At 50.0% G+C, this 18,367-nt stretch carries 20 protein-coding genes; 18 read left to right on the forward strand and 2 right to left on the reverse strand.

Annotation, left to right across the window (positions count from 1 at the left end; all coding sequences use genetic code 11):
- Positions 1–79 precede the first annotated feature (79 nt).
- From polA to ACJJI8_RS06450, 4 genes are all read left to right on the forward strand, one after another.
- Positions 80–2,818 (forward strand): DNA polymerase I, encoded by a 2,739-nt coding sequence (gene polA / locus ACJJI8_RS06435; protein WP_444934566.1) that lies wholly within the window; start codon positions 80–82, stop codon positions 2,816–2,818.
- 410 nt (positions 2,819–3,228) lie between these two features.
- Positions 3,229–4,197, forward strand: a complete 969-nt coding sequence (locus ACJJI8_RS06440; RefSeq protein ID WP_413663927.1) for a ribose-phosphate diphosphokinase — start codon at positions 3,229–3,231, stop codon at positions 4,195–4,197.
- A 734-nt stretch (positions 4,198–4,931) separates the two neighbouring features.
- The gene (locus tag ACJJI8_RS06445; RefSeq protein WP_413663928.1) at positions 4,932–5,390 is read left to right on the forward strand and encodes a hypothetical protein; all 459 of its coding nucleotides are present in this window, start codon (positions 4,932–4,934) and stop codon (positions 5,388–5,390) included.
- Positions 5,391–5,403: 13 nt separating this feature from the next.
- On the forward strand, positions 5,404–5,616 hold the full coding sequence (locus tag ACJJI8_RS06450) for a hypothetical protein (RefSeq protein WP_444895557.1): 213 nt from the start codon (positions 5,404–5,406) through the stop codon (positions 5,614–5,616).
- A 75-nt stretch (positions 5,617–5,691) separates the two neighbouring features.
- Here ACJJI8_RS06450 and yihA read toward each other — a convergent pair whose 3' ends face one another.
- Complete coding sequence (yihA, locus tag ACJJI8_RS06455; RefSeq protein ID WP_444895556.1) at positions 5,692–6,351, reverse strand: ribosome biogenesis GTP-binding protein YihA/YsxC; 660 nt, start codon at positions 6,349–6,351, stop codon at positions 5,692–5,694.
- A gap of 124 nt (positions 6,352–6,475) precedes the next feature.
- Between yihA and ACJJI8_RS06460 the strand changes: the two genes are divergently transcribed.
- The 9 genes from ACJJI8_RS06460 to ACJJI8_RS06500 all read left to right on the forward strand — a co-directional run bounded on the left by ACJJI8_RS06460 (position 6,476) and on the right by ACJJI8_RS06500 (position 14,693).
- On the forward strand, positions 6,476–7,150 hold the full coding sequence (locus ACJJI8_RS06460) for a c-type cytochrome (RefSeq protein WP_444934567.1): 675 nt from the start codon (positions 6,476–6,478) through the stop codon (positions 7,148–7,150).
- A gap of 229 nt (positions 7,151–7,379) precedes the next feature.
- The gene (locus ACJJI8_RS06465; protein ID WP_413663932.1) at positions 7,380–8,066 is read left to right on the forward strand and encodes a thiol:disulfide interchange protein DsbA/DsbL; all 687 of its coding nucleotides are present in this window, start codon (positions 7,380–7,382) and stop codon (positions 8,064–8,066) included.
- Between the two features lie 125 nt (positions 8,067–8,191).
- Positions 8,192–9,388, forward strand: a complete 1,197-nt coding sequence (locus tag ACJJI8_RS06470; protein WP_444934568.1) for a hypothetical protein — start codon at positions 8,192–8,194, stop codon at positions 9,386–9,388.
- Between the two features lie 44 nt (positions 9,389–9,432).
- Complete coding sequence (locus ACJJI8_RS06475) at positions 9,433–9,897, forward strand: ecotin family protein (RefSeq protein ID WP_444934569.1); 465 nt, start codon at positions 9,433–9,435, stop codon at positions 9,895–9,897.
- A gap of 265 nt (positions 9,898–10,162) precedes the next feature.
- Entirely contained in the window at positions 10,163–10,642 is a 480-nt protein-coding gene (locus ACJJI8_RS06480) for a hypothetical protein (RefSeq protein ID WP_444934570.1), read from the forward strand.
- Between the two features lie 45 nt (positions 10,643–10,687).
- Positions 10,688–11,362 carry a hypothetical protein gene (locus ACJJI8_RS06485; protein ID WP_444934571.1) on the forward strand — a complete coding sequence of 225 codons (675 nt, stop codon included), beginning with the start codon at positions 10,688–10,690 and terminating at the stop codon, positions 11,360–11,362.
- A gap of 360 nt (positions 11,363–11,722) precedes the next feature.
- The gene (locus tag ACJJI8_RS06490; protein ID WP_444911866.1) at positions 11,723–12,133 is read left to right on the forward strand and encodes an ACT domain-containing protein; all 411 of its coding nucleotides are present in this window, start codon (positions 11,723–11,725) and stop codon (positions 12,131–12,133) included.
- 14 nt (positions 12,134–12,147) lie between these two features.
- Positions 12,148–12,891: a hypothetical protein gene (locus ACJJI8_RS06495; protein ID WP_444906748.1), complete on the forward strand. Its 744-nt coding sequence runs from the start codon at positions 12,148–12,150 to the stop codon at positions 12,889–12,891.
- Between the two features lie 176 nt (positions 12,892–13,067).
- Positions 13,068–14,693 (forward strand): M28 family metallopeptidase, encoded by a 1,626-nt coding sequence (locus ACJJI8_RS06500; protein ID WP_444934572.1) that lies wholly within the window; start codon positions 13,068–13,070, stop codon positions 14,691–14,693.
- Positions 14,694–14,719: 26 nt separating this feature from the next.
- On the opposite strand, the gene ACJJI8_RS06505 is transcribed toward ACJJI8_RS06500, so the two are convergent.
- Complete coding sequence (locus ACJJI8_RS06505) at positions 14,720–15,439, reverse strand: 4'-phosphopantetheinyl transferase family protein (protein ID WP_444934573.1); 720 nt, start codon at positions 15,437–15,439, stop codon at positions 14,720–14,722.
- A 356-nt stretch (positions 15,440–15,795) separates the two neighbouring features.
- On the opposite strand from ACJJI8_RS06505, the gene ACJJI8_RS06510 reads away from it, so the two are divergent.
- From ACJJI8_RS06510 to ACJJI8_RS06530, 5 genes are read left to right on the forward strand one after another with little or no spacing between them, the layout of a single operon-like run.
- Positions 15,796–16,521 (forward strand): beta-ketoacyl synthase chain length factor, encoded by a 726-nt coding sequence (locus ACJJI8_RS06510; protein WP_444934574.1) that lies wholly within the window; start codon positions 15,796–15,798, stop codon positions 16,519–16,521.
- The gene (locus ACJJI8_RS06515) at positions 16,511–17,296 is read left to right on the forward strand and encodes a lysophospholipid acyltransferase family protein (protein WP_444934575.1); all 786 of its coding nucleotides are present in this window, start codon (positions 16,511–16,513) and stop codon (positions 17,294–17,296) included. The genes ACJJI8_RS06510 and ACJJI8_RS06515 overlap by 11 nt, the downstream gene beginning before the upstream one ends.
- Positions 17,293–17,550, forward strand: a complete 258-nt coding sequence (locus ACJJI8_RS06520; protein ID WP_444934576.1) for an ApeE family acyl carrier protein — start codon at positions 17,293–17,295, stop codon at positions 17,548–17,550. Before ACJJI8_RS06515 ends, ACJJI8_RS06520 begins: the two co-directional genes overlap by 4 nt.
- Before the next feature lie 11 nt (positions 17,551–17,561).
- Complete coding sequence (locus tag ACJJI8_RS06525) at positions 17,562–17,816, forward strand: acyl carrier protein (protein ID WP_202862844.1); 255 nt, start codon at positions 17,562–17,564, stop codon at positions 17,814–17,816.
- A gap of 47 nt (positions 17,817–17,863) precedes the next feature.
- Positions 17,864–18,364 carry a COG4648 family protein gene (locus ACJJI8_RS06530; protein WP_444934577.1) on the forward strand — a complete coding sequence of 167 codons (501 nt, stop codon included), beginning with the start codon at positions 17,864–17,866 and terminating at the stop codon, positions 18,362–18,364.
- The last annotated feature ends 3 nt before the right edge of the window (positions 18,365–18,367 follow it).

Genomic DNA, 18,367 nt, shown 5'->3' on the forward strand with positions numbered 1-18,367 from the left:
AAACAGAGCGAAGGGCGTTATCCTATCGGCCTGCCGCGCGTCTTGAACGCCAAACTAAGCAAGCAAGAATTCATCGTCTATGAGTAAACAAAACACCTTAGCCGCCCCGTTGATTTTGGTGGATGGTTCCTCCTACCTTTATCGCGCTTTTCATGCGCTGCCGCCATTGACCACCAGCCAGGGTAAGCCTACTGGTGCGGTGCGCGGTGTGATTAGTATGCTGCGCCGCCACCTCAAGGAGCATCCAGGCAGTCCTGTAGTGGTTGTTTTTGATGCCAAGGGCAAGACTTTTCGCGATGAGATGTTTGCCGAATACAAATCCCACCGCCCTCCTATGCCAGATGACTTGCGTGAGCAGATTCAGCCCATTCACGACATCATCGACGCTATGGGATTGCCGCGCTTGGTGGTCGACGGTGTTGAAGCTGATGATGTGATCGGCACCCTGGCGCTGGAGGCCCAGAGTCAGGGGCAGCAAGTCATAATCTCCACCGGCGACAAAGACATGGCACAGCTGGTGCGTCCGGGCGTTACCTTGGTTAATACCATGTCCAATACCGAAATGGACAGCGAGGGCGTGACTAAGAAATTTGGTGTAGGTCCAGAACTGATTATCGATTTTCTCGCCCTGATGGGAGATAAATCAGACAATATCCCCGGAGTTCCTGGTGTGGGCGAGAAAACTGCTCTGGCACTGTTACAGAATCTGGGAGGCTTGGAGACCATTTATTCCGACCTGGATGCCATTGCACCGCTGGGGTTCCGTGGCTCCAAAACCCTCGGCAAAAAGATGGCGGAGCACCGCGAGGCGGCAGAACTCTCCTATAAGCTCGCTACTATCAAAACCGATGTGGAGATGCCTTATCACCCCCAGGAACTGCACAATTCAGAGCCCAATACAGAGGCACTGGTTGAGCTATTCACGCAGAATGAATTTCGCGGCTGGTTAGAAGAGCTAACCAGTGAAGAGGCTGAAGAAGCCATGGCGGAAGCCGTTGAGCGCGATTACGTCATCGTCACAGAAATGTCGGAGTTCGATGCCTGGCTGGAACAACTGAAGAGTTCAGACATCTTTGCCTTCGACACGGAAACCACCAGCCTCAATTATATGCAGGCAAAATTAGTGGGGGTGTCCTTCGCGGTGGAGCTCTATCGTGCAGCCTATGTTCCCCTGGCCCACGACTATATGGGTGCACCAGAGCAGCTGCCGTTTGATGAGGTGCTGGCCAAACTCAAACCCCTGCTGGAAGATCCACAGCACAAGAAGGTGGGGCAGAACCTGAAGTACGACAGTCATATCCTGGCCAACTACGATATTGAATTGCGCGGCATCGCACGGGATACCATGTTGGAGTCCTATGTTCTGGACAGCACTGGCAGCCGTCACGATATGGACAGTCTCGCACTCAAGTACCTGGGGGAGAACACGGTTCACTTCGAGGATATTGCCGGTAAAGGCGCCAAACAGCTGACGTTTAACCAGATCGAGCTGGACAAAGCGGGCCCCTATGCGGCTGAAGATGCAGATATCACCCTGCGTCTTCACAATGAGTTGAGTGCGCGTCTGGAGCGAGAGCCAACTCTGGTAAAGGTACTCGATGAAATTGAGATGCCCCTGCTACCAGTTTTGGCACGTATGGAGCGTAACGGTGCTTATATCGATGCCAAGATGTTGGCGGAGCAGAGTGCTGAACTTGAGCAGCGAATGCGAGAGCTGGAACAGCAGGCTTACGAAGTAGCCGGCGAAGAGTTCAATCTGGGCTCCACCAAGCAGCTGGGAGTGATCCTGTTTGAAAAGCTGCAGATTCCAGTGATCAAGAAGACCCCCAAAGGTGCGCCCTCTACCGCTGAAGCTGTATTGCAGGAATTGGCCCACAACCACGAGCTGCCCGCACTGATAATGCAGTATCGCGGCCTGGCCAAACTGAAGAATACCTACACCGATAAACTGCCAAAGATGATCGACCCGGGGAGCGGTCGTGTACATACTTCTTATCACCAGGCAGTAGCGGCTACCGGGCGCCTGTCCTCCAGTGACCCTAACTTACAGAACATTCCCATTCGTACAGAGGAGGGGCGCCGTATTCGTCGGGCCTTCACCGTTGACCCAAGAATCAATGGTGGCAGTGAGATCATCGCTGCGGACTACTCCCAAATTGAGCTGCGTATTATGGCTCACCTGTCTGGGGACAAAGGTTTGGTGGATGCATTTGCTCAAGGCGCAGATATTCACCGCGCGACGGCGGCAGAAGTCTTTGAAGTGGCTCAGGATGAGGTGACTGATGAGCAGCGCCGGCGGGCCAAAGCGATCAACTTTGGTTTGATTTACGGCATGTCGGCTTTTGGCCTGGCCAAGCAGTTGGATATCCCCCGGGCTGACGCCCAAACTTATATCGACCGTTACTTTGAGCGCTACCCGGGTGTATTGCGCTATATGGAGGATACCCGTGCACAGGCCGCAGAAAAGGGCTATGTGGAAACCCTGTTTGGACGCCGTCTCTATCTGCCGGAAATTAACTCACGCAATGGTATGCAGCGCCAAGCAGCAGAGCGGACCGCAATTAATGCGCCAATGCAGGGCACTGCCGCCGATATTATCAAGCGGGCCATGATCGCTGTGGATAACTGGCTCAGGGAGAAGAAGCTGGCGACCCGGATGATTATGCAAGTACACGATGAATTGGTTCTTGAAGTACCCAAGGATGAGGTCGAAATTGTGGCCGATGGCATTGTTGAATTGATGCAAGGCGCGGCAGAACTGCACGTTCCCCTGATTGTGGATCTGGGGCAGGGCCGAGATTGGGATCAGGCGCACTAATTTGACTGAAGAAACCATCTAAGAATTGAGGGTAGGGCGCGCTGCTCGGAATGATTTGGCGCGCTCTTGTTGGTACGGATGAATAAAATGCCAATTTTTGTGTTTTGTTAGGCGTTTTTACAATCTTTTTGAAATTCCGTGGAACTGTTCCGGCGACAGCCCCTCTAAAAAGGCAAGATCGTTGGAATGCGTCATCATCCCCCAAGGAAGTCAGATGTTTGCCCCGGTACTCCCCCAAGTCCGGGGCATTTTTTTGCCTGTCTTTCAGCTCTGATCCTCCCTATCTACGCAAGCCGCAACAACTGCAACACCCGCAGTACTCCAGATCCTAAATTCCACTGTCCATACTTCTATTAAAACGTGGGCAAGGCGCTTAGCGAGTGTGAGGCGCCAGGCAGGGTACTGAGCTTATGAGCCGCATTAAGTTATTCAGTCTCGATGTGGGAGCAGACTTCGCAGGACGTGTCGCCGCGAGTCTCGGTGAACCGGTATCTCGCCATGAAGAGCGTCAATTCGATGATGGCGAACACAAAGTTCGGCCACTGGATGACGTGGAAGGGGCGGATGTTTTTCTGGTCCAATCCCTGTACACCGATACCAGCAGCTGTGTTGACCAGAAACTTATGCGCTGCCTGTTTTTTATTGGGGCGCTTCGCGATGCCGGTGCCGCGAGAGTGACTGCGGTCATCCCCTACCTTTGCTATGCACGAAAAGAGCGGCGAACCAAATTGCGCGACCCCCTGCCGAGTCGCTATCTAGCCAGTTTTCTGGAAGCCGCCGGAGTGGATGTAGTCGTGACTATGGATGTTCACTCCCTGGCGGCCTTTGAGAACGCATTCCGCTGCCGCACCGTTCACCTGGTTTCCAACCCCCTGTTGATTGAAGTAGCGCGAATGCGCCTGTCCGGAGACCCGGGTCCCCTGGTTGTTTTGTCTCCAGATGAAGGAGGGATAAAGCGTGCGGAAAAATTCCGTTTGGCCCTTGGGGATCAGTTGGGGGTGCCGGTGGCTAGCGCATTTGTGGAGAAGTATCGCAGCGGTGCTCTGTTGAGTGGGGGAACTTTGATTGGGGAAGTTAAGGATGCCACGGTCATTATCGTCGATGACTTACTTGCTACTGGCCACACAGTTACACGGGCAGTGGACGCGGTGATAAAAGCGGGAGCGAGGCGGATTTTGGTGTTTTGTGTCCACGGACAATTTAGTCGCGATGCCCATACAGCAATGGCGCGCTTGCCGGTGGAATCAATTGTGGTGACTAATTCTCTTCCTCAGTCGCAGCTGCGAGGAAACTGTGAGTGGATAGATTGTGCGCCGTTGATTGCAGATTGTATTCGCCGCCTGCACAGCAATGGGCCAGTGGCTGAGTTAACAATTTGATAAAAATCGACCGCCTTTACTTAGAAGAACGTATGAGGCGCCAAAACACGTATTTTGTTTACACTTATTTACCAAAGGAGCGGGAACCATCGGGCTTAAGAGCCTATCCAAGTAATCAGTTCATTGTTGCTCCCTAACCCCAAAGCGTTTAGCTTTTTCTACCCCGGATGGTCCCCAACTCCGGGGTTTTTTTATGTCTTTCGTGAATTTCTGTAATTTCATTCATCGGGGTATCTGTCCTTTCCTTTTTGAATTAAGCGCTTAAATCGTTTTGTGAGCCGCTCAGCTACTTTAAGTTTTCGTATGCGGCGAGCAGGCCCTTAGATTGGCTCTCCCCAAAACTCCCGCAGAGGTTTTTCACAGTTACCCCTGGGTCCCACGACTAGATTGCCTGTTATCCACTTCCGGCATAATCGATTTTGGGGCATGGCATAGGTCTAACCCAAAGGCTCAAACATGCGCTTGGGAAGCATGAAAGTTCAGCCTACCATCGAAGCATGAAAAGAAATTTTGGGATGAAAAGAACCCTCAGGCGTACCCGTCCCCCTGGGTGCGTCTGACAAGTGCCCCACCCCAAGGGCACTGTCCCCTAGCCGGCAGCCCCCATCTGCCGGCTTTTTTTATTTCATTAAATGACTCCATCACAGAAGAAAACAAAAGTTGCTTGTGAATGCGCTTGCAAATGATAATGGTTCGCATTATCTTTAAGTTAAATCAAATATGGGGGGGTATCGGTGAATTTACGTTACTTGTGTGCCAACCATCGCCAATGGTTGACCGCTGACACGGATCGTGCAGAAAAGGCATGGCTCGATTGGATTGAGCGCGGCAAGCTTTTGCTTGAAGAGTGCAATTACGCCGAAGCAATACCTTATTTGGGATGCGCCTTCGATCTGGCCAGCTTTCTTCTGGAAAAGCAGTGGCCAACTTATGCCATTTCGGCAACGCGTTTTAGTGAAAGCGCTATCTGGTTAATGGCTGCCTACCGGGAGCTGGGTGATGAAAAACTTCGAAACTACATACTTGCCGGCGCCAGCTCAGTACTCGCCCGCGAGTTGGGCGATAGCCATAAGCAAAGGGTTGCGGCGGATTGCATCAGCTCACTCTACCCCGGAGAGACACAGCAGCAGGTACGCGAGTTCTCCACAGCCAGAATATCCGCCTGTATCAATGGCGGAAACAGAGTGCACTGAGGGGAATGAAAAGATGAATGCCGATGGCAATTCCCGTCTGTTGACGATTGCCATACACGAAGAAACCCTTGCCGCTCTTCTCGCGCAGAGGTACTTACATGCAGAGGAATTGCATTGTTTAACTCCGGGGGCACGCCGACGGCTGCACCGGGTACTGCTTCGCTCCCTGATCCCCGAACAGAAGCGCAAAGCAGCGGCAACTGGTGTGCCCGGAGTTCACTTTTAGGAATTTTCTCCGGTGTGAGAAAAATTGAAGTGCTTGTGTTGCTCGGGGGGCGCTGCCCCCGGGCTCCCAGCTCGTTCAATCGTCGGTGGGTGCGGCTTCCTCTGGGATTTCCAGCCACTCATTGAGCTTGCGCTCGAGTTTGTCCAGGCCTGTTTTTTTGGTCGATGAGAAGATCTGCAGAGTGACCCCGTGATTGAGTCCCTGCTCCTTGAGGGTCTTCTCTACGGCAAAGCGAGTGTTGTTGGCTGGACCGTTCTTCAACTTGTCGGCCTTGGTTAGCAGGATGTGCACTGGGAGCTCGGCCTCTACTGCCCAGGTGAGCATATGCAGATCGAACTCCTTGAGGGGTTGGCGAATGTCCATTAGTAACACGAGTCCACGCAGGCACTCTCGCTTCTCAAGGTAGGTGGCCAGATGGCGCTGCCACTCATCTTTCATACTGCGGGCGACCTTGGCAAAGCCATAGCCGGGCAGATCCACCAGGCGCTGCTGGTCGGAGAGGCGAAAGAAGTTGATCAACTGGGTGCGTCCCGGTGTTTTAGAGGTACGCGCCAACTTGTTGTTTTCCGTGAGCGCATTGATGGCACTGGACTTCCCCGCATTGGAGCGACCGGCAAAGGCCACCTCGGCACCAAAGTCCTCCGGACACTCAGTCAGGGTGGGGGCACTGGTGAGAAATTGTATGGAACGGTAGTTCAGTTTTGGTGGTTGGGCTTTAAATTCTGAATTTGACATCGTATAAGTCTGTTTATTCGGTACACTCGCTTGGCGCGCAAGTATATAATGCCGCCGTTTTCGCGTCGCAGGACTATCGGGGGCGGTGCGAAACGCCATCTCTCAGCGCGCAACGGGACGACGTATGAACAGCATTATCAAGAACACTGCTCTGGCACTCGGTTTAGTTTTCGGCTTGGGCGCCGTGCCCTTGGCGCTGGCTGCGGGCGACGCTGCTGCGGGCAAGGCAAAAGCCGCTCAATGTGCAGCCTGCCACGGTGCAGACGGTAACAGTATTGCTCCAGCTTTTCCAAAGATTGCCGGACTCGGCGAAAAATATCTGTATAAGCAGCTTAAAGATATTAAAGGTACACCTGACGGTAAAAAGGCCCGCGATGTGCCGCAAATGATCGGTCAGTTGGACAACTTCAACGATCAGGACCTGCAGGATATCGCCGCTTACTTTGCCTCGCAGCCAATGCAGCTGACCGGATCTGAGGCTATTTCCGTGATGCTAAACAACGGTGAGAACGTCGACGGCCTGATGCTTGGACGTAAAATCTACCGTGGTGGCAATATGGAGACTGGTGTTCCCGCATGTATGGGATGTCACTCACCTGCTGGAATGGGCAATGCACCGGCCGGTTACCCTCGTCTGGGCGGTCAGTATCCAGAGTACATCGAAGCCCAGCTGAAAGCATTCCGTGCGGGTACCCGCAACAATGACGGTGAAGTTCGCACTATGCGCACCGTGGCCAAGCAACTCTCCGATGCAGAGATCAAGGCGCTGGCCAACTATATCGCAGGCCTGACTGACTAATAGTCACAGGGTTTGAGTACACTGAGGCCGGTCTGCAACCGGCCTTTTTTGTGCCTGTCGCCTGAGCATAAAGCCGCTTTCCATAGACGTACTAGGCAGTTTTTGCAGTGTTTCCTTGCACGAGGGTCCGGGAACTTAAATAATCTGCGTTGTCTATTGTGTCCTCAGTGGCTCGACAGCCCGCCGCTAGATGGCGTTCGCACCACTAAATAAAAGTTGGAGAAGACTTATGAGAGCATTTCTCGCCCCGATCACGATGGTTTTTGCTGTAATGTTCAGCCTCGTTGCCTGCGCCCAGGAAAGTGGCGAGTTCAAAGCGGGCCAGCACTATGAAGTATTGCCGCAGGCTGTACCACAAAAGAGCAACGACAAGATCGAAGTGACTGAGATGTTCTGGTACGGCTGTGCCCACTGCTTCACTTTTGAGCCAACTCTGGAGCGCTGGAAAGAAAAGATGCCCAGCGATGTTGCGCTGCTGAAATTGCCAGCAATTTGGCAGCCAGTTATGGATGTACACGCTCGTCTTTACTACGTAGCAGATTCCATGGGTGTTCTGGAAAAGATGCATACCCCTATCTTTAACACCATCTACACTCAGCGCCAGATGCTGGCTGTCCGCGAAGGTCGCAACTGGGTGCCTGACTTAAAGGCTATTGAGGCTCTGTTTAACAAGCATGGTGAAGATGGTGCCAAAGCTGCGAAGCTGATGAATTCCTTCGCTATCAACAGCAAAGTTAAGCAAGGTATGGCCAATCAGCGCGCTTACAAAATGACTGGTACCCCGGAAGTTGTTGTTGCGGGTAAATACCGCATCAGTTCCTCTTTCCCGGGATATAAAGGTAAGAGCAATGGCCAGGAGCTGATGCTGCAAGTGGCGGATTACCTGATTGCCAAAGAGCGAGCGGATCGCGGCTAAGCTTTCCGATTGAAGAAACCCCGCCTCGAGCGGGGTTTTTTATTTCTACCCTAAGAAAGGTGCCCCCGCAATCTGTCGAGAGGCTCCTAACATCGATCAACTCTTGCCCGATCCGGAAGCCACTAATGGGATTCAAATGGATTTTACTGTTTACCCTCCTAGCTGGTTTAATCCCACCTGTTTCAGGCCAGGACACTTCAAGCAGCAATACTGTGGCCGCTCAGGCCAGCAATCTTCTCTCCTATATAGCGGTAGACTACGGCGATGCAGTAGAGAACGGACAGCGACTGGACACTCCTCTGTATGAACTACAGAAGCAACAGGTAGAAGAAGTACTGCGCCTGGTCACTCAACTCCCCGATCGGCCTGGTCGGCAGGGTTTGCAGAAAAGCCTCTCGGACTTGCGTAAGGCGATTGAGAATAAGGATTCCGGCGCAGAGGTGCGTCGTCGAGCCAATGCAATCGCCGATCGCCTTGCTGCTTTGTATCAGCTGCAGCGGTCACCCAGTTACTCTTTGCCCTCGCCGGGCTTTATGATGCCTATTTATCAGCAGCGGTGTGCCATCTGCCACGGTATTGACGGTGAGGGTAGTAATGAAGGCCCAGCCCTCAATGATCTTGAGAGAATGGCGGGGTTCAGTCTCTATGATCTTTATAACACCCTGGACCCAGAAACTGACTCTATTCACACAGTCGACATTGATGGAGATCTGACCGGCCTACAGCGCTGGGCATTAGCGGTGACTGTCGCTGCTTTTCCAGTGGCGAATCAGTTACCACCCTCTTCCGATTTGGCGACCCGTTACCCCGGCTTACTGGGACTCCCGGGAATGGCGACCACTAAACCGGCGGAACTTGAGCCAACTCTGCAACAAGCATTGATGTGGTGGCGCGGAAACCCCCACCTTGTACGCACTCTGATCCCCCCTCTTATCAGCGCAATTGGCTTACTGCAGCTGGCGGAGACGGACTATCGAGGAGGAGATATAACAGCGGCATACGGTAAGTTAATGCTGGCTTATCGTGATGGGTATAGGCCGTTACGACAGGAGCTGCTGATTCGTGACAAGGTACTGGTGGAGCAGCTTCAGGTCCAATGGCAGCAATTGAGGGGTGACTTGATTGGTGGTGCCAGTTCCACAGAAGTTATTGCCGCGTTTCAAAATCTGCGGGCGGATCTCAATCTGGCCCACTCCAAGTTGGAGCCACCTGCGATGGGGGAGGGGCGATACCTATGGACTGCCGCTCTGTTTGCTTTGGCAATCGGTTTGGGGGCGCTGCTCTGGTGGGGACTGCGAAGACAAAAGCGAACTAGACTTTAAAAAGTTTTGTCCGCCATTTCCCGGCGCAGTAGTGAGGCCATACCATGTCAAAATTAGTTGCCACTGCCTTCATGTTGTTACTGGCCCTGGATTGCCACGGTTCTGAGCCTCTGGATGCATTTCCAGAGGAGGTTGAAGGCAAGTTACGTCACGTTATCAAGCTGCCCAAGGTTGTCGATGAAAGTCGCTTCAGGGTTGAGTTGATACCGGGAAAAAGCCAAGTCGCGGAATGCAACTTGCAAAGCTTTAGCGCCCCATTGCGTAAGGACATACTCCCAGGCTGGGGTTACCCCTTTTATGTCCTGTCCGATTTGACCCCGACCACAGATACGCAAAAGGTCTGTGCCCAAGGCAGTGAATCCCGGCGATTTATCACCGTGCGCGGTGATGGCTTGATGCTGCCTTATAGCAGTAAGTTGCCAATGGTTATATATCTGCCACAGGGCGTGCAGTTAAAGTATCGGGTGTGGAGAGCAGACAAGAATTTTTCCGAAGCAAAATCCAGATAGTTGGACTACCGGTAAAAATGACTTGGCATTCTTTTTGTGAATTTGTCGTAAATTTGAATATTTTTAACGTTTAACCTGCCACCGTTGTAAATTGCGTCTAGCCTTACTTTTCGAGGGATGTGAAAAATAGCGCCGAAGCGTTTTTTCATGCCGATAAGTGAGGCTTTAGCCCCGTAATCGGAAAGGAAAATTGGCGACTTCCCCAGTCGTCTTTTGAATAACCCGCCCCCTGTAATGCACTGGGGCCGATACCGTAGGGCAGCGCATGAAGTTTTTGCGTCTTTTACCAAAGCGGCATTTTATCAAGCCGGTTGTTCCATTTATCACAGCAATTTTCCTAGCGATACCAATGTGGGCCTCGGCGGAGTCCGCCCAGCAAAAGTGGGCGGGAAATTGGCTGGTTGTGAGTGAAGGCGATGATCAATTAGTGTGGCAACTGCATGCCGATGGCTCCGGATATGCCTATGGATTTAATGCCAAAGGCCTATTGACCCATGGTTTTGCCATTAACTGGCAATTGGATGGTGACCGGGTGCGAGTTAAAACGGGAACCTCGGTGCGCTGTAAGGGCGGGGTTGTATCTGTCGCATTTCGAGATTGGAGCCGTGCCACCCTCCTCTTTGCAGTGATTGATGGCCGTCATTGGCTGCAGGCGGGCGGTGGACTTCTGAGCTTTCAGCGTCGGTTGGCTGATTGGCGAACCCCCAAGGCCGGTGCAAGTTGCCCGGATATTGTCAGTCGCTAGCAGCTTAATTCCGTGCGAACGATATTTAATCCGTGCGTGGAAAAGATGAGTAGTGGGTGGGAATGGATAAAATTCTATCTCTTCCTGCCACTGCTAATTTTTGTCGTAAGTGCAAATGCCAGTGAAGAGAAACGAAAAACAGTCAATGAAGGCTGGCATGCAAAATCACGCTACGATGCCAGTCAATGGGTTGGGGCCTGGCTGATTTCCCGCGATGGTGAAGCGCGGCATGTCTGGAGTCTCAAGCCCGATGGCACTGGGAGATCCTACGCTTTTTTAAGGCAAAATGGAGAGATGCAATTCGTATTTGGATACGATATTAATTGGTATTTTGATCCATTTACTCAAATGGCCAATATAAAGACCGGACGCAGAATTATTTGCAAGCGAGGGAAGATTTACCCCTATTTTCTCACTTTAAAATCCTACGAAAGTGACTATGCGGTAAGGGGAAAGTTTGCCTGGCAAACAACATGGACAGAAGTGAGTATTGGGCGAAATCGCCTGCATAAATCCTACGTAGTTTTTGTAGCCCCCCTATCCGCATGGCATGATCCAGATAGAGATTCACCCTGCCCCAAATTTCCCCGTGTGCGACTGGAAAAGGATATTGATGCGGTGCTGAAGAGCTGGGAGGTTGAACAGGATTCGTCGGAAGTGGATACAACTCCGGCACCCAATGAACCGGAATTTGATGGTGAAGAGCTGAGAAATCCGTAACTTCTCACAGTCATTGGGTCAACTTCTCTCAATAAGAATTAATCCCATCAATATATTTTTAACTTTCCACCAGCTAAAATCCGACTTCTCTAAGCTTCAGGAAAACTCTTAAAAAATATTTAGTTATTAAACTGCCAGCTCTATTCGGAAAATAATTCTAAAAAAATGCGTGATCTTATTTTTTCCAAATTAAAATATGCTGCCGGGTAATAGAGAGCCCACAAAAGGTAGTTTTAGAGTTGGACTATTTTCACCTGAAGACAGGTATTAATCAGAAAGATTGATCCAAAAGCAGTGCGACCGTGTAGAAACCGGTCGTATTAATCAGGTTGGAGAAAACTTCCAGACGGCAAAGAAAGCATGAAAGCTGATCTATCCGTAGTGAGAGCATTGAGAACTTTGTATCCCAAGCTGCACGATGAAATCTATGTGTTTTGTCAGGTTTCAGATAGTCGGTTTACAGATATTTTGTCAGAGAGTTTGTGTTTCTTCCGAGAAGGTGAGGGAATGAGTGTGATACTGCCTCAACGTTCGGCTCGGCAATTAGATATTGCCGCAAGCGCCCCCTTTCGCCAAATCACTTTGCAGATCCTGGCTGGTCTTGATGCGGTGCGGGTTATTCCTGTGGTCGCCCAGGAATTAATGGAGGCTGGAATAGATACCAGCGTGGTATCCACACTACACCGTGACCACATTTTTGTCCCTGATGAGCGCGCGGAATTTGCAGTAAAAATTCTGCGCGGTATTCGAAATCGAGTTCAATATAGCTGATATGTAGCCTGCCAGTGCGTATCAACTATCCCCCCACAGAGCCCCACGGCGAGATTCGCCAACTTTTGCCTAATTTTTTTTATGTTCCCGGAACTATCAAACTAGCGCCGGGGGTCACTATCAATCGCAATATGGGAATCGCTCGCTGGCAGGATCACCTTACCTTGATTAATCCCATCAGATTGCGTCCACAGCAGGAGGAAAAGTTAAAAGATCTTGGGCGTGTGAGTCACGCGATACGGCTCGGCTATCACCATGGACGTGATGATCTCTACTACAGAGACCACTTTGATCTTACCTTTTGGACACAGCGCGGCTCAGATTTTTATCCGCCAAAAGCAGATAAGGTGTTGCGACAGGAGGATGTTTGTCCAATACCGGGGGGGCGCTTTATTGTCTTTTCCCAAAGTCAGTTTCCAGAAGCCGTATTGTGGCTCCCGTTTAGTGGCGGACTACTGGTCAGTTGTGATGCCCTGCAGTACTGGCAGTCATGGAATGGATGTACCTGGTTTGGTAAAAACCTGCTGAGGTTTTCTGGTATCCGCCGAGGTATGCAGATTGCTCCCTCCTGGAGAGCAAGGGTGACACCAAGTGATAAAAATCCCAGGCTGTGGTTGAAGTATGACTTCGAACAAATCCTAAGGCAGCCATTTTTGCACTTTCTTGCGGCTCATGGAGATTTTTGTGCGGATAATGCCTACGAGAAAGTAGCTTATGCGGTTGGACAAGCGTTCCCCGGTTTGGGGAAGGCTGCATAGATGAGTTTAGCGAGTACAGTCAGGGCGCAGCTCACTGGGCCTCAGCTTAGATTGCCCTAAATCGTGGTAAGATGGGCAATTGCTCGACGGTCCACAAGCACCTGTAGTGGTGCGATTTCAAATGACCTGTCCGTATCAACAATCACGCTTTGTATTCCTGAGAAGTAGCACTCCCCATGAGAGTTAAAAGTCTATTGGGTGCCCTGGCTATGGCACTATTGGTGGCTTGTACCACCTCCAGCATTAACAGCACTGGCCCCATTGCAGATAGTGATTACATCCGTAGAGATATCAATTTCCTCGCATCAGCGGAACTAGAGGGTCGCGATACCGGTAGCGAGGGTTATCGCCAAGCGGCACAGTATGTGGCTGGCCAATTTAAAAAGATGGGGCTGATTCCAGCAGGGGAGCAAGGTTACTTCCAGGAAGTGCCTTTTCGCAGTGCCAGTTGGGATGGGAGTGATCCTGAATTTGTCTTAGAGGGCCAGAACGATGAAATCGCCATGCAATTTGGCGAGGACTTTCTAGCATCGCCCTCCGCACTGAGTGAGCGCTCGCAGATCAATGCCGAGTTGGTATTTGTCGGTTACGGTATTGAGGCTCCGGATTTTGGCATTAATGACTATCACGGCCTGGATGTACAGGGAAAGATTGTCGTTGTGTTAGCAGGCCGGCCGCAGAGCTTGCCCAGTGAAGTGGGGGCTTACCACTCCTCTCCTCGCACCAAACGCCAGGTTGCCGCAATACATGGCGCTGTGGGTTTTGTTCGCCTGTATACGCCTGAGCGGGAGAAACGCCGCCCATTTGACTACTATGCGAAGCACCGTTTTGACGACACTTTTGACTGGGTGAAAAAGACTGGTATGCCCGGTAGTGCAATCCCGGGGATGCACCCGGGAGTTATGTTGAGCATCACTGCAGGCGGCAAGCTGTTTGATGGCGCTGAGCGCAGTCTTGAAAGTATTTTTGCCGATATCGAGCAGGGAAAAACTCCAGAAGGCTTCCCCCTTAGTTACCGTGCAAAAATGAGCAGCAGCTCTAACCACAAGCGCGTAACCAGCCCGAATGTAGTGGCCGTTTTACCGGGAAGTGATCCACTCCTGAAAGATGAATATGTTGTTTTTTCCGCACACCTGGATCATGTTGGAAAGAAAGAGGACGGCGAGATTTACTACGGAGCCCAGGATAACGCTGCCGGTATCGCGGTGATGTTGGAAACCGCACGTCTTTTTGTTGAATCTGGGCAAAATCCTCGAAGATCACTGCTGTTCGTTGCTGTTACCGCAGAGGAAAAAGGTTTGCTGGGATCGGATTATTTTGCCGAGTACCCCACGGTGCCACTGGAATCGATCGTAGCCAATATCAACCTTGATATGCCCATGCTGCTCTATCCATTCCGCGATATTATTGCTTTCGGTGCTGAACATTCATCTTTGGGGCGAGTTGCGGAGGAGGCTGCAAACCGTTCCGGGCTTAAACTCAGTCCCGATCCTATGCCGGAGGAAGTTATCTTCGTGCGCAGTGACCACTACAATTTTGTCCGTCGCGGAGTGCCCTCAATCTACTTGATTACCGGAAGGGAGGCAAAAGACCCCAGTGTGGATGGTACTGCTGCACAGATGGCTTTCTTCCGCGAGCGCTACCACAAGCCAGGGGATGCTGCGGACGAGCAGATTAATTATGAGGCGGCTGAGCAATTTACCAAGGTAAATTACCTGATTGCCCGGCAAGTTGCCGATGCCGACAGTCAACCATATTGGTACGAAGGTGATTTCTTTGGGGATTTATTTTCCAGGGATTGAGCGGTTTGAACACCCTGGGAGCAAACCTAACTGAAACCATTGATTGGCTTCAGGATAGTACTATCGCTTGTTCTCCCGCAGTGGCTAGCTCTAAATGTGCCTATTGGGTTTACGACAGAGGTGGCTTGATTGTGTTTAACCGCAAGGCTTAGGTAGGCTCCAGGCCTCGGCTGTCCTGTCCACAATAGGTAATTCTTGTACGGATGGTTCAATTGCTGAGGTCGATTAATTATAGGAGCTGAGGCCAGCAGCTGCCCCAAATCGACACCAGAACATTTAGCTAATGCTTCTTTGGCGGTCCATTTAGTGAGGAAACAAGCAGCTACTTGCGATGTCGGGAGCGAGTTTAGTTCGGTTATCTCCGCCTTGTGGAAGTATTGCTTAGCCATGGCCAACCAATTCCTTTGGCGGGACTCATTTTCGCAATCAATACCTACTGGAGTTTCCGCTATTGCTACGGCAACAAAGTCATCGGAATGGCTTATGGAAATATGACAAAGGGGTTTTCCTCTAACCATAGCAATGGTCGGTGCTTCAGCCTCAACTGTAATTTCCCAAGGTGAATACTCGTATTGCTCCGCAATTAAAGTGCGCAGTAATATTCGCCCGGCCAGGAACTGGGCTCGGCGTTTAATACTGTGTATTTTCTCCAGCCGTGAGAGCTCAGTGCTTCCCAGCAGGTGAATGGAATCTCCCTGCCAGTTTCCTGACCAGCTATTGAAGGAAGAGCAGGTAAAGTAAGGCATTTGATAACCCCTAAGAATTTGTTCCCTTTGGAAGCGATGGAATCTGGTCGACTTAAAAAACCTTCACTTTAACGGCTGGGGGGCTGTGCAATACAAGTTTCCCATGGCAAATGTGTACCATAGTACGAGAGAATAAGTGGCCGGAAAAGCCCGTGTATTTCACTGTAATCTAAGGCCGCGCATCGACCTATAATTCAGCGCTTTTACTGGCGGCTATTGGTCATTTTGTGTACCATTCCCGCCCTGTCTCTGGTCGCGCAATACCTATTAGCCAACTAAAAATAATGGTGGGAAAGGCCAGCTTCAGCTTTTTGATTTTGGGGGATGGAGCTCTGCTCCAGAATTAATGTTTGGTTATGGAATTTGTTGTCAGTAATTGGCGAGCATGGTGCTCGGGAATATCAGATCAATCGGATTGGCAGGGTTGGCGTAGAGGAGAAAAGCAGCTTGGTGGAAATAGCCAGGCGGATGTGTCTTTTCTTCCTGCAATGCAGCGCCGTCGTTTGAGTCCGCTGGCTAAAGCCGTTTTTAATACCGCTTTTCCGCTATTAGAGCAGGAAGATATTCCTTTACTGCTTTGCTCAGTGCATGGCGAAGCAATGAGGACTTATTCCTTGTTACAAGGCGTTGCAGCAAGTGAAGACCTATCGCCAACTGCATTTGGACTTTCTGTACACAACGCAATTGCAGGACAGTTCTCTATTGCCTGTAAAACCAGGTCTCCAGCACTTGCGTTAGCTGGGGGGGATTTTCCTATGCAGTCGGGTTTTATAGAGGCTGCTGGACTACTCCAAGAGGGTGCTGAGGAATTGCTTTTAGTGTTCTGTGAAGAAACACTACCTGAGATGTACTATCCCAGCGCTGAGAGCTCAACATATATTTGCGCAACGGCTATGCGCTTGGCGAAACATAAATCTAGTGATACAGATATAAAACTATCGTTAACTGCCAGTGAATGTGCTGGAGCTGAGTCAGTATTTGCAGAGCCTGATTACCAGCTTCCGTTGATTAGATCTTTGATTGATCGCGAGGGGCGTATACCTGTTTCAGAGAGATGGGAGCTACAGATCAATGCCAGTTAACTTATTGCCGGCAAAGAAAAAAGACAAGTATTGGCTAAGGTTGGTCGCTACGGCGATAGCATTTAGCCTGTTCGGTATCGGTGGATTGATACTGCGGTTTGTTCTGTTCCCACCATTAAAGGTGATCTATCGGGACACAGAAGTTCGAAAATGCAAGGCTCGTTTGTGTATCCACAACGCTTTTCGATTGTTTATTGGCTTTATGCATATCACGGGAATCTACACCTATCAATTTCGTGATGAACAAAAGTTAGCTAAACCAGGCCAATTGATATTGGCAAATCATCCATCGCTTATTGATGTGGTATTTCTAATATCCCGAATACCGAATGCCAACTGTATTGTAAAAGCCAGTTTACTTAGAAACCCGTTTATGCGCGGCGCAGTAGTGACTGCAGGCTATATACCTAATGATGACCCGGAACAGATTATCGAACTGGCTTCGAAATCACTACAAAAAGGGGAATCAGTAGTTCTCTTTCCAGAGGGAACTCGCTCTGTACCAGGACAACCGTTTAGGTTTCAGCGTGGGGCAGCCTACATGGCGTTACGCTCCGGGGTGACCCCAACTCTGGTAACAATACGGTGTAATCCACCGATGCTGATGAAAAATATTCCTTGGTACAGTATTCCTCTGAGTCGACCACATTTTCAATTCGATGTGAATGAATCAGAGAGTTTTATTCAAGTAAAAGAAAAAGATGAAACACCACAAGTAGCCCGAGAGGTTACTCAAGAATTAAAAGCATTTTTTACCGAGGAGTGTGCTGCGTGAAAGAGTTAGTTGAAGAGCTTAAAGTTCTGATTATTGATGTATTAAATCTGGAAGATATTAATCCAGAAGAAATCGTAGCAGATGAGCCCCTTTTTGGAGAGGGCTTGGGGCTGGATTCTATTGATGCACTAGAGTTAGGTCTTGCTCTGCAAAAAAAATACAACATATCAATAGATGCAGAAAGCGAAGATACAAAATCGCATTTTGCTAATGTGAATAGCCTGGCAAATTTTGTCAGCAGCAGCCGCGCATAATAGAGGTATTTATGTTGAATAGCAGAGAAGAAATTTTACCAAAATTGACCGAAATTCTGGTTGAGATGTTTGAGGTCGATGAGGCAGATATAACAGAAGAAGCCCACCTCTCTGATGATCTTGATATAGATAGTATTGATGCTGTGGACCTAATTGTTCGCTTGAAAGAAGTAACAGGAAAGAAAATTGCACCTGAAGAGTTCAAAAGTGTAAGAACTGTTGGAGATGTAGTTGGTGCAATTGAAAAGGTAATGGCAGAGAAGTGAGTCGATTCGCGCAGCTAATATTGGTCATTATTCTGACACTGTACCCTATGGCAATTTACTTTGGCATAGAATACTTGTCTTTAAGTAGTATTCTGTTACTGCTGTTGATAGTTGCGGTTTTAAGGGTATTGTTTGGCGGCGCGAATAAGGCGATTGGCACCAAGTTAATGGCTGTGGCCTTGGCTTTTGTTGTTGGGGTTTCCTGGTTAAGGGGCGACTCAAACGGACTTCTTTGGTATCCAGTTCTTTGTAATCTGATTCTATTTTCACTGTTTTTTTACAGTTTGAGTCAACCGCAAACATTAGTAGAACGGCTTGCTCGCCTTACGACTCCAGATTTACCACCTGAAGGTGTCCTATATACACGAAAGGTTACCAAGGCATGGTGTCTATTCTTTTTAATTAATGGAAGCCTCGCACTGGCAACTGTTTTAAACGGCGATATGAAAGTCTGGACTCTTTACAATGGCCTTGTTTCATATGTGCTAATGGGAATTATGATGGGTGGTGAATGGCTACTGCGTCGTCGCATCCAAAATAAGGTGTGAGTT

It is taken from the genome of Microbulbifer maximicatervae (SeqCode) (assembly GCF_052467695.1).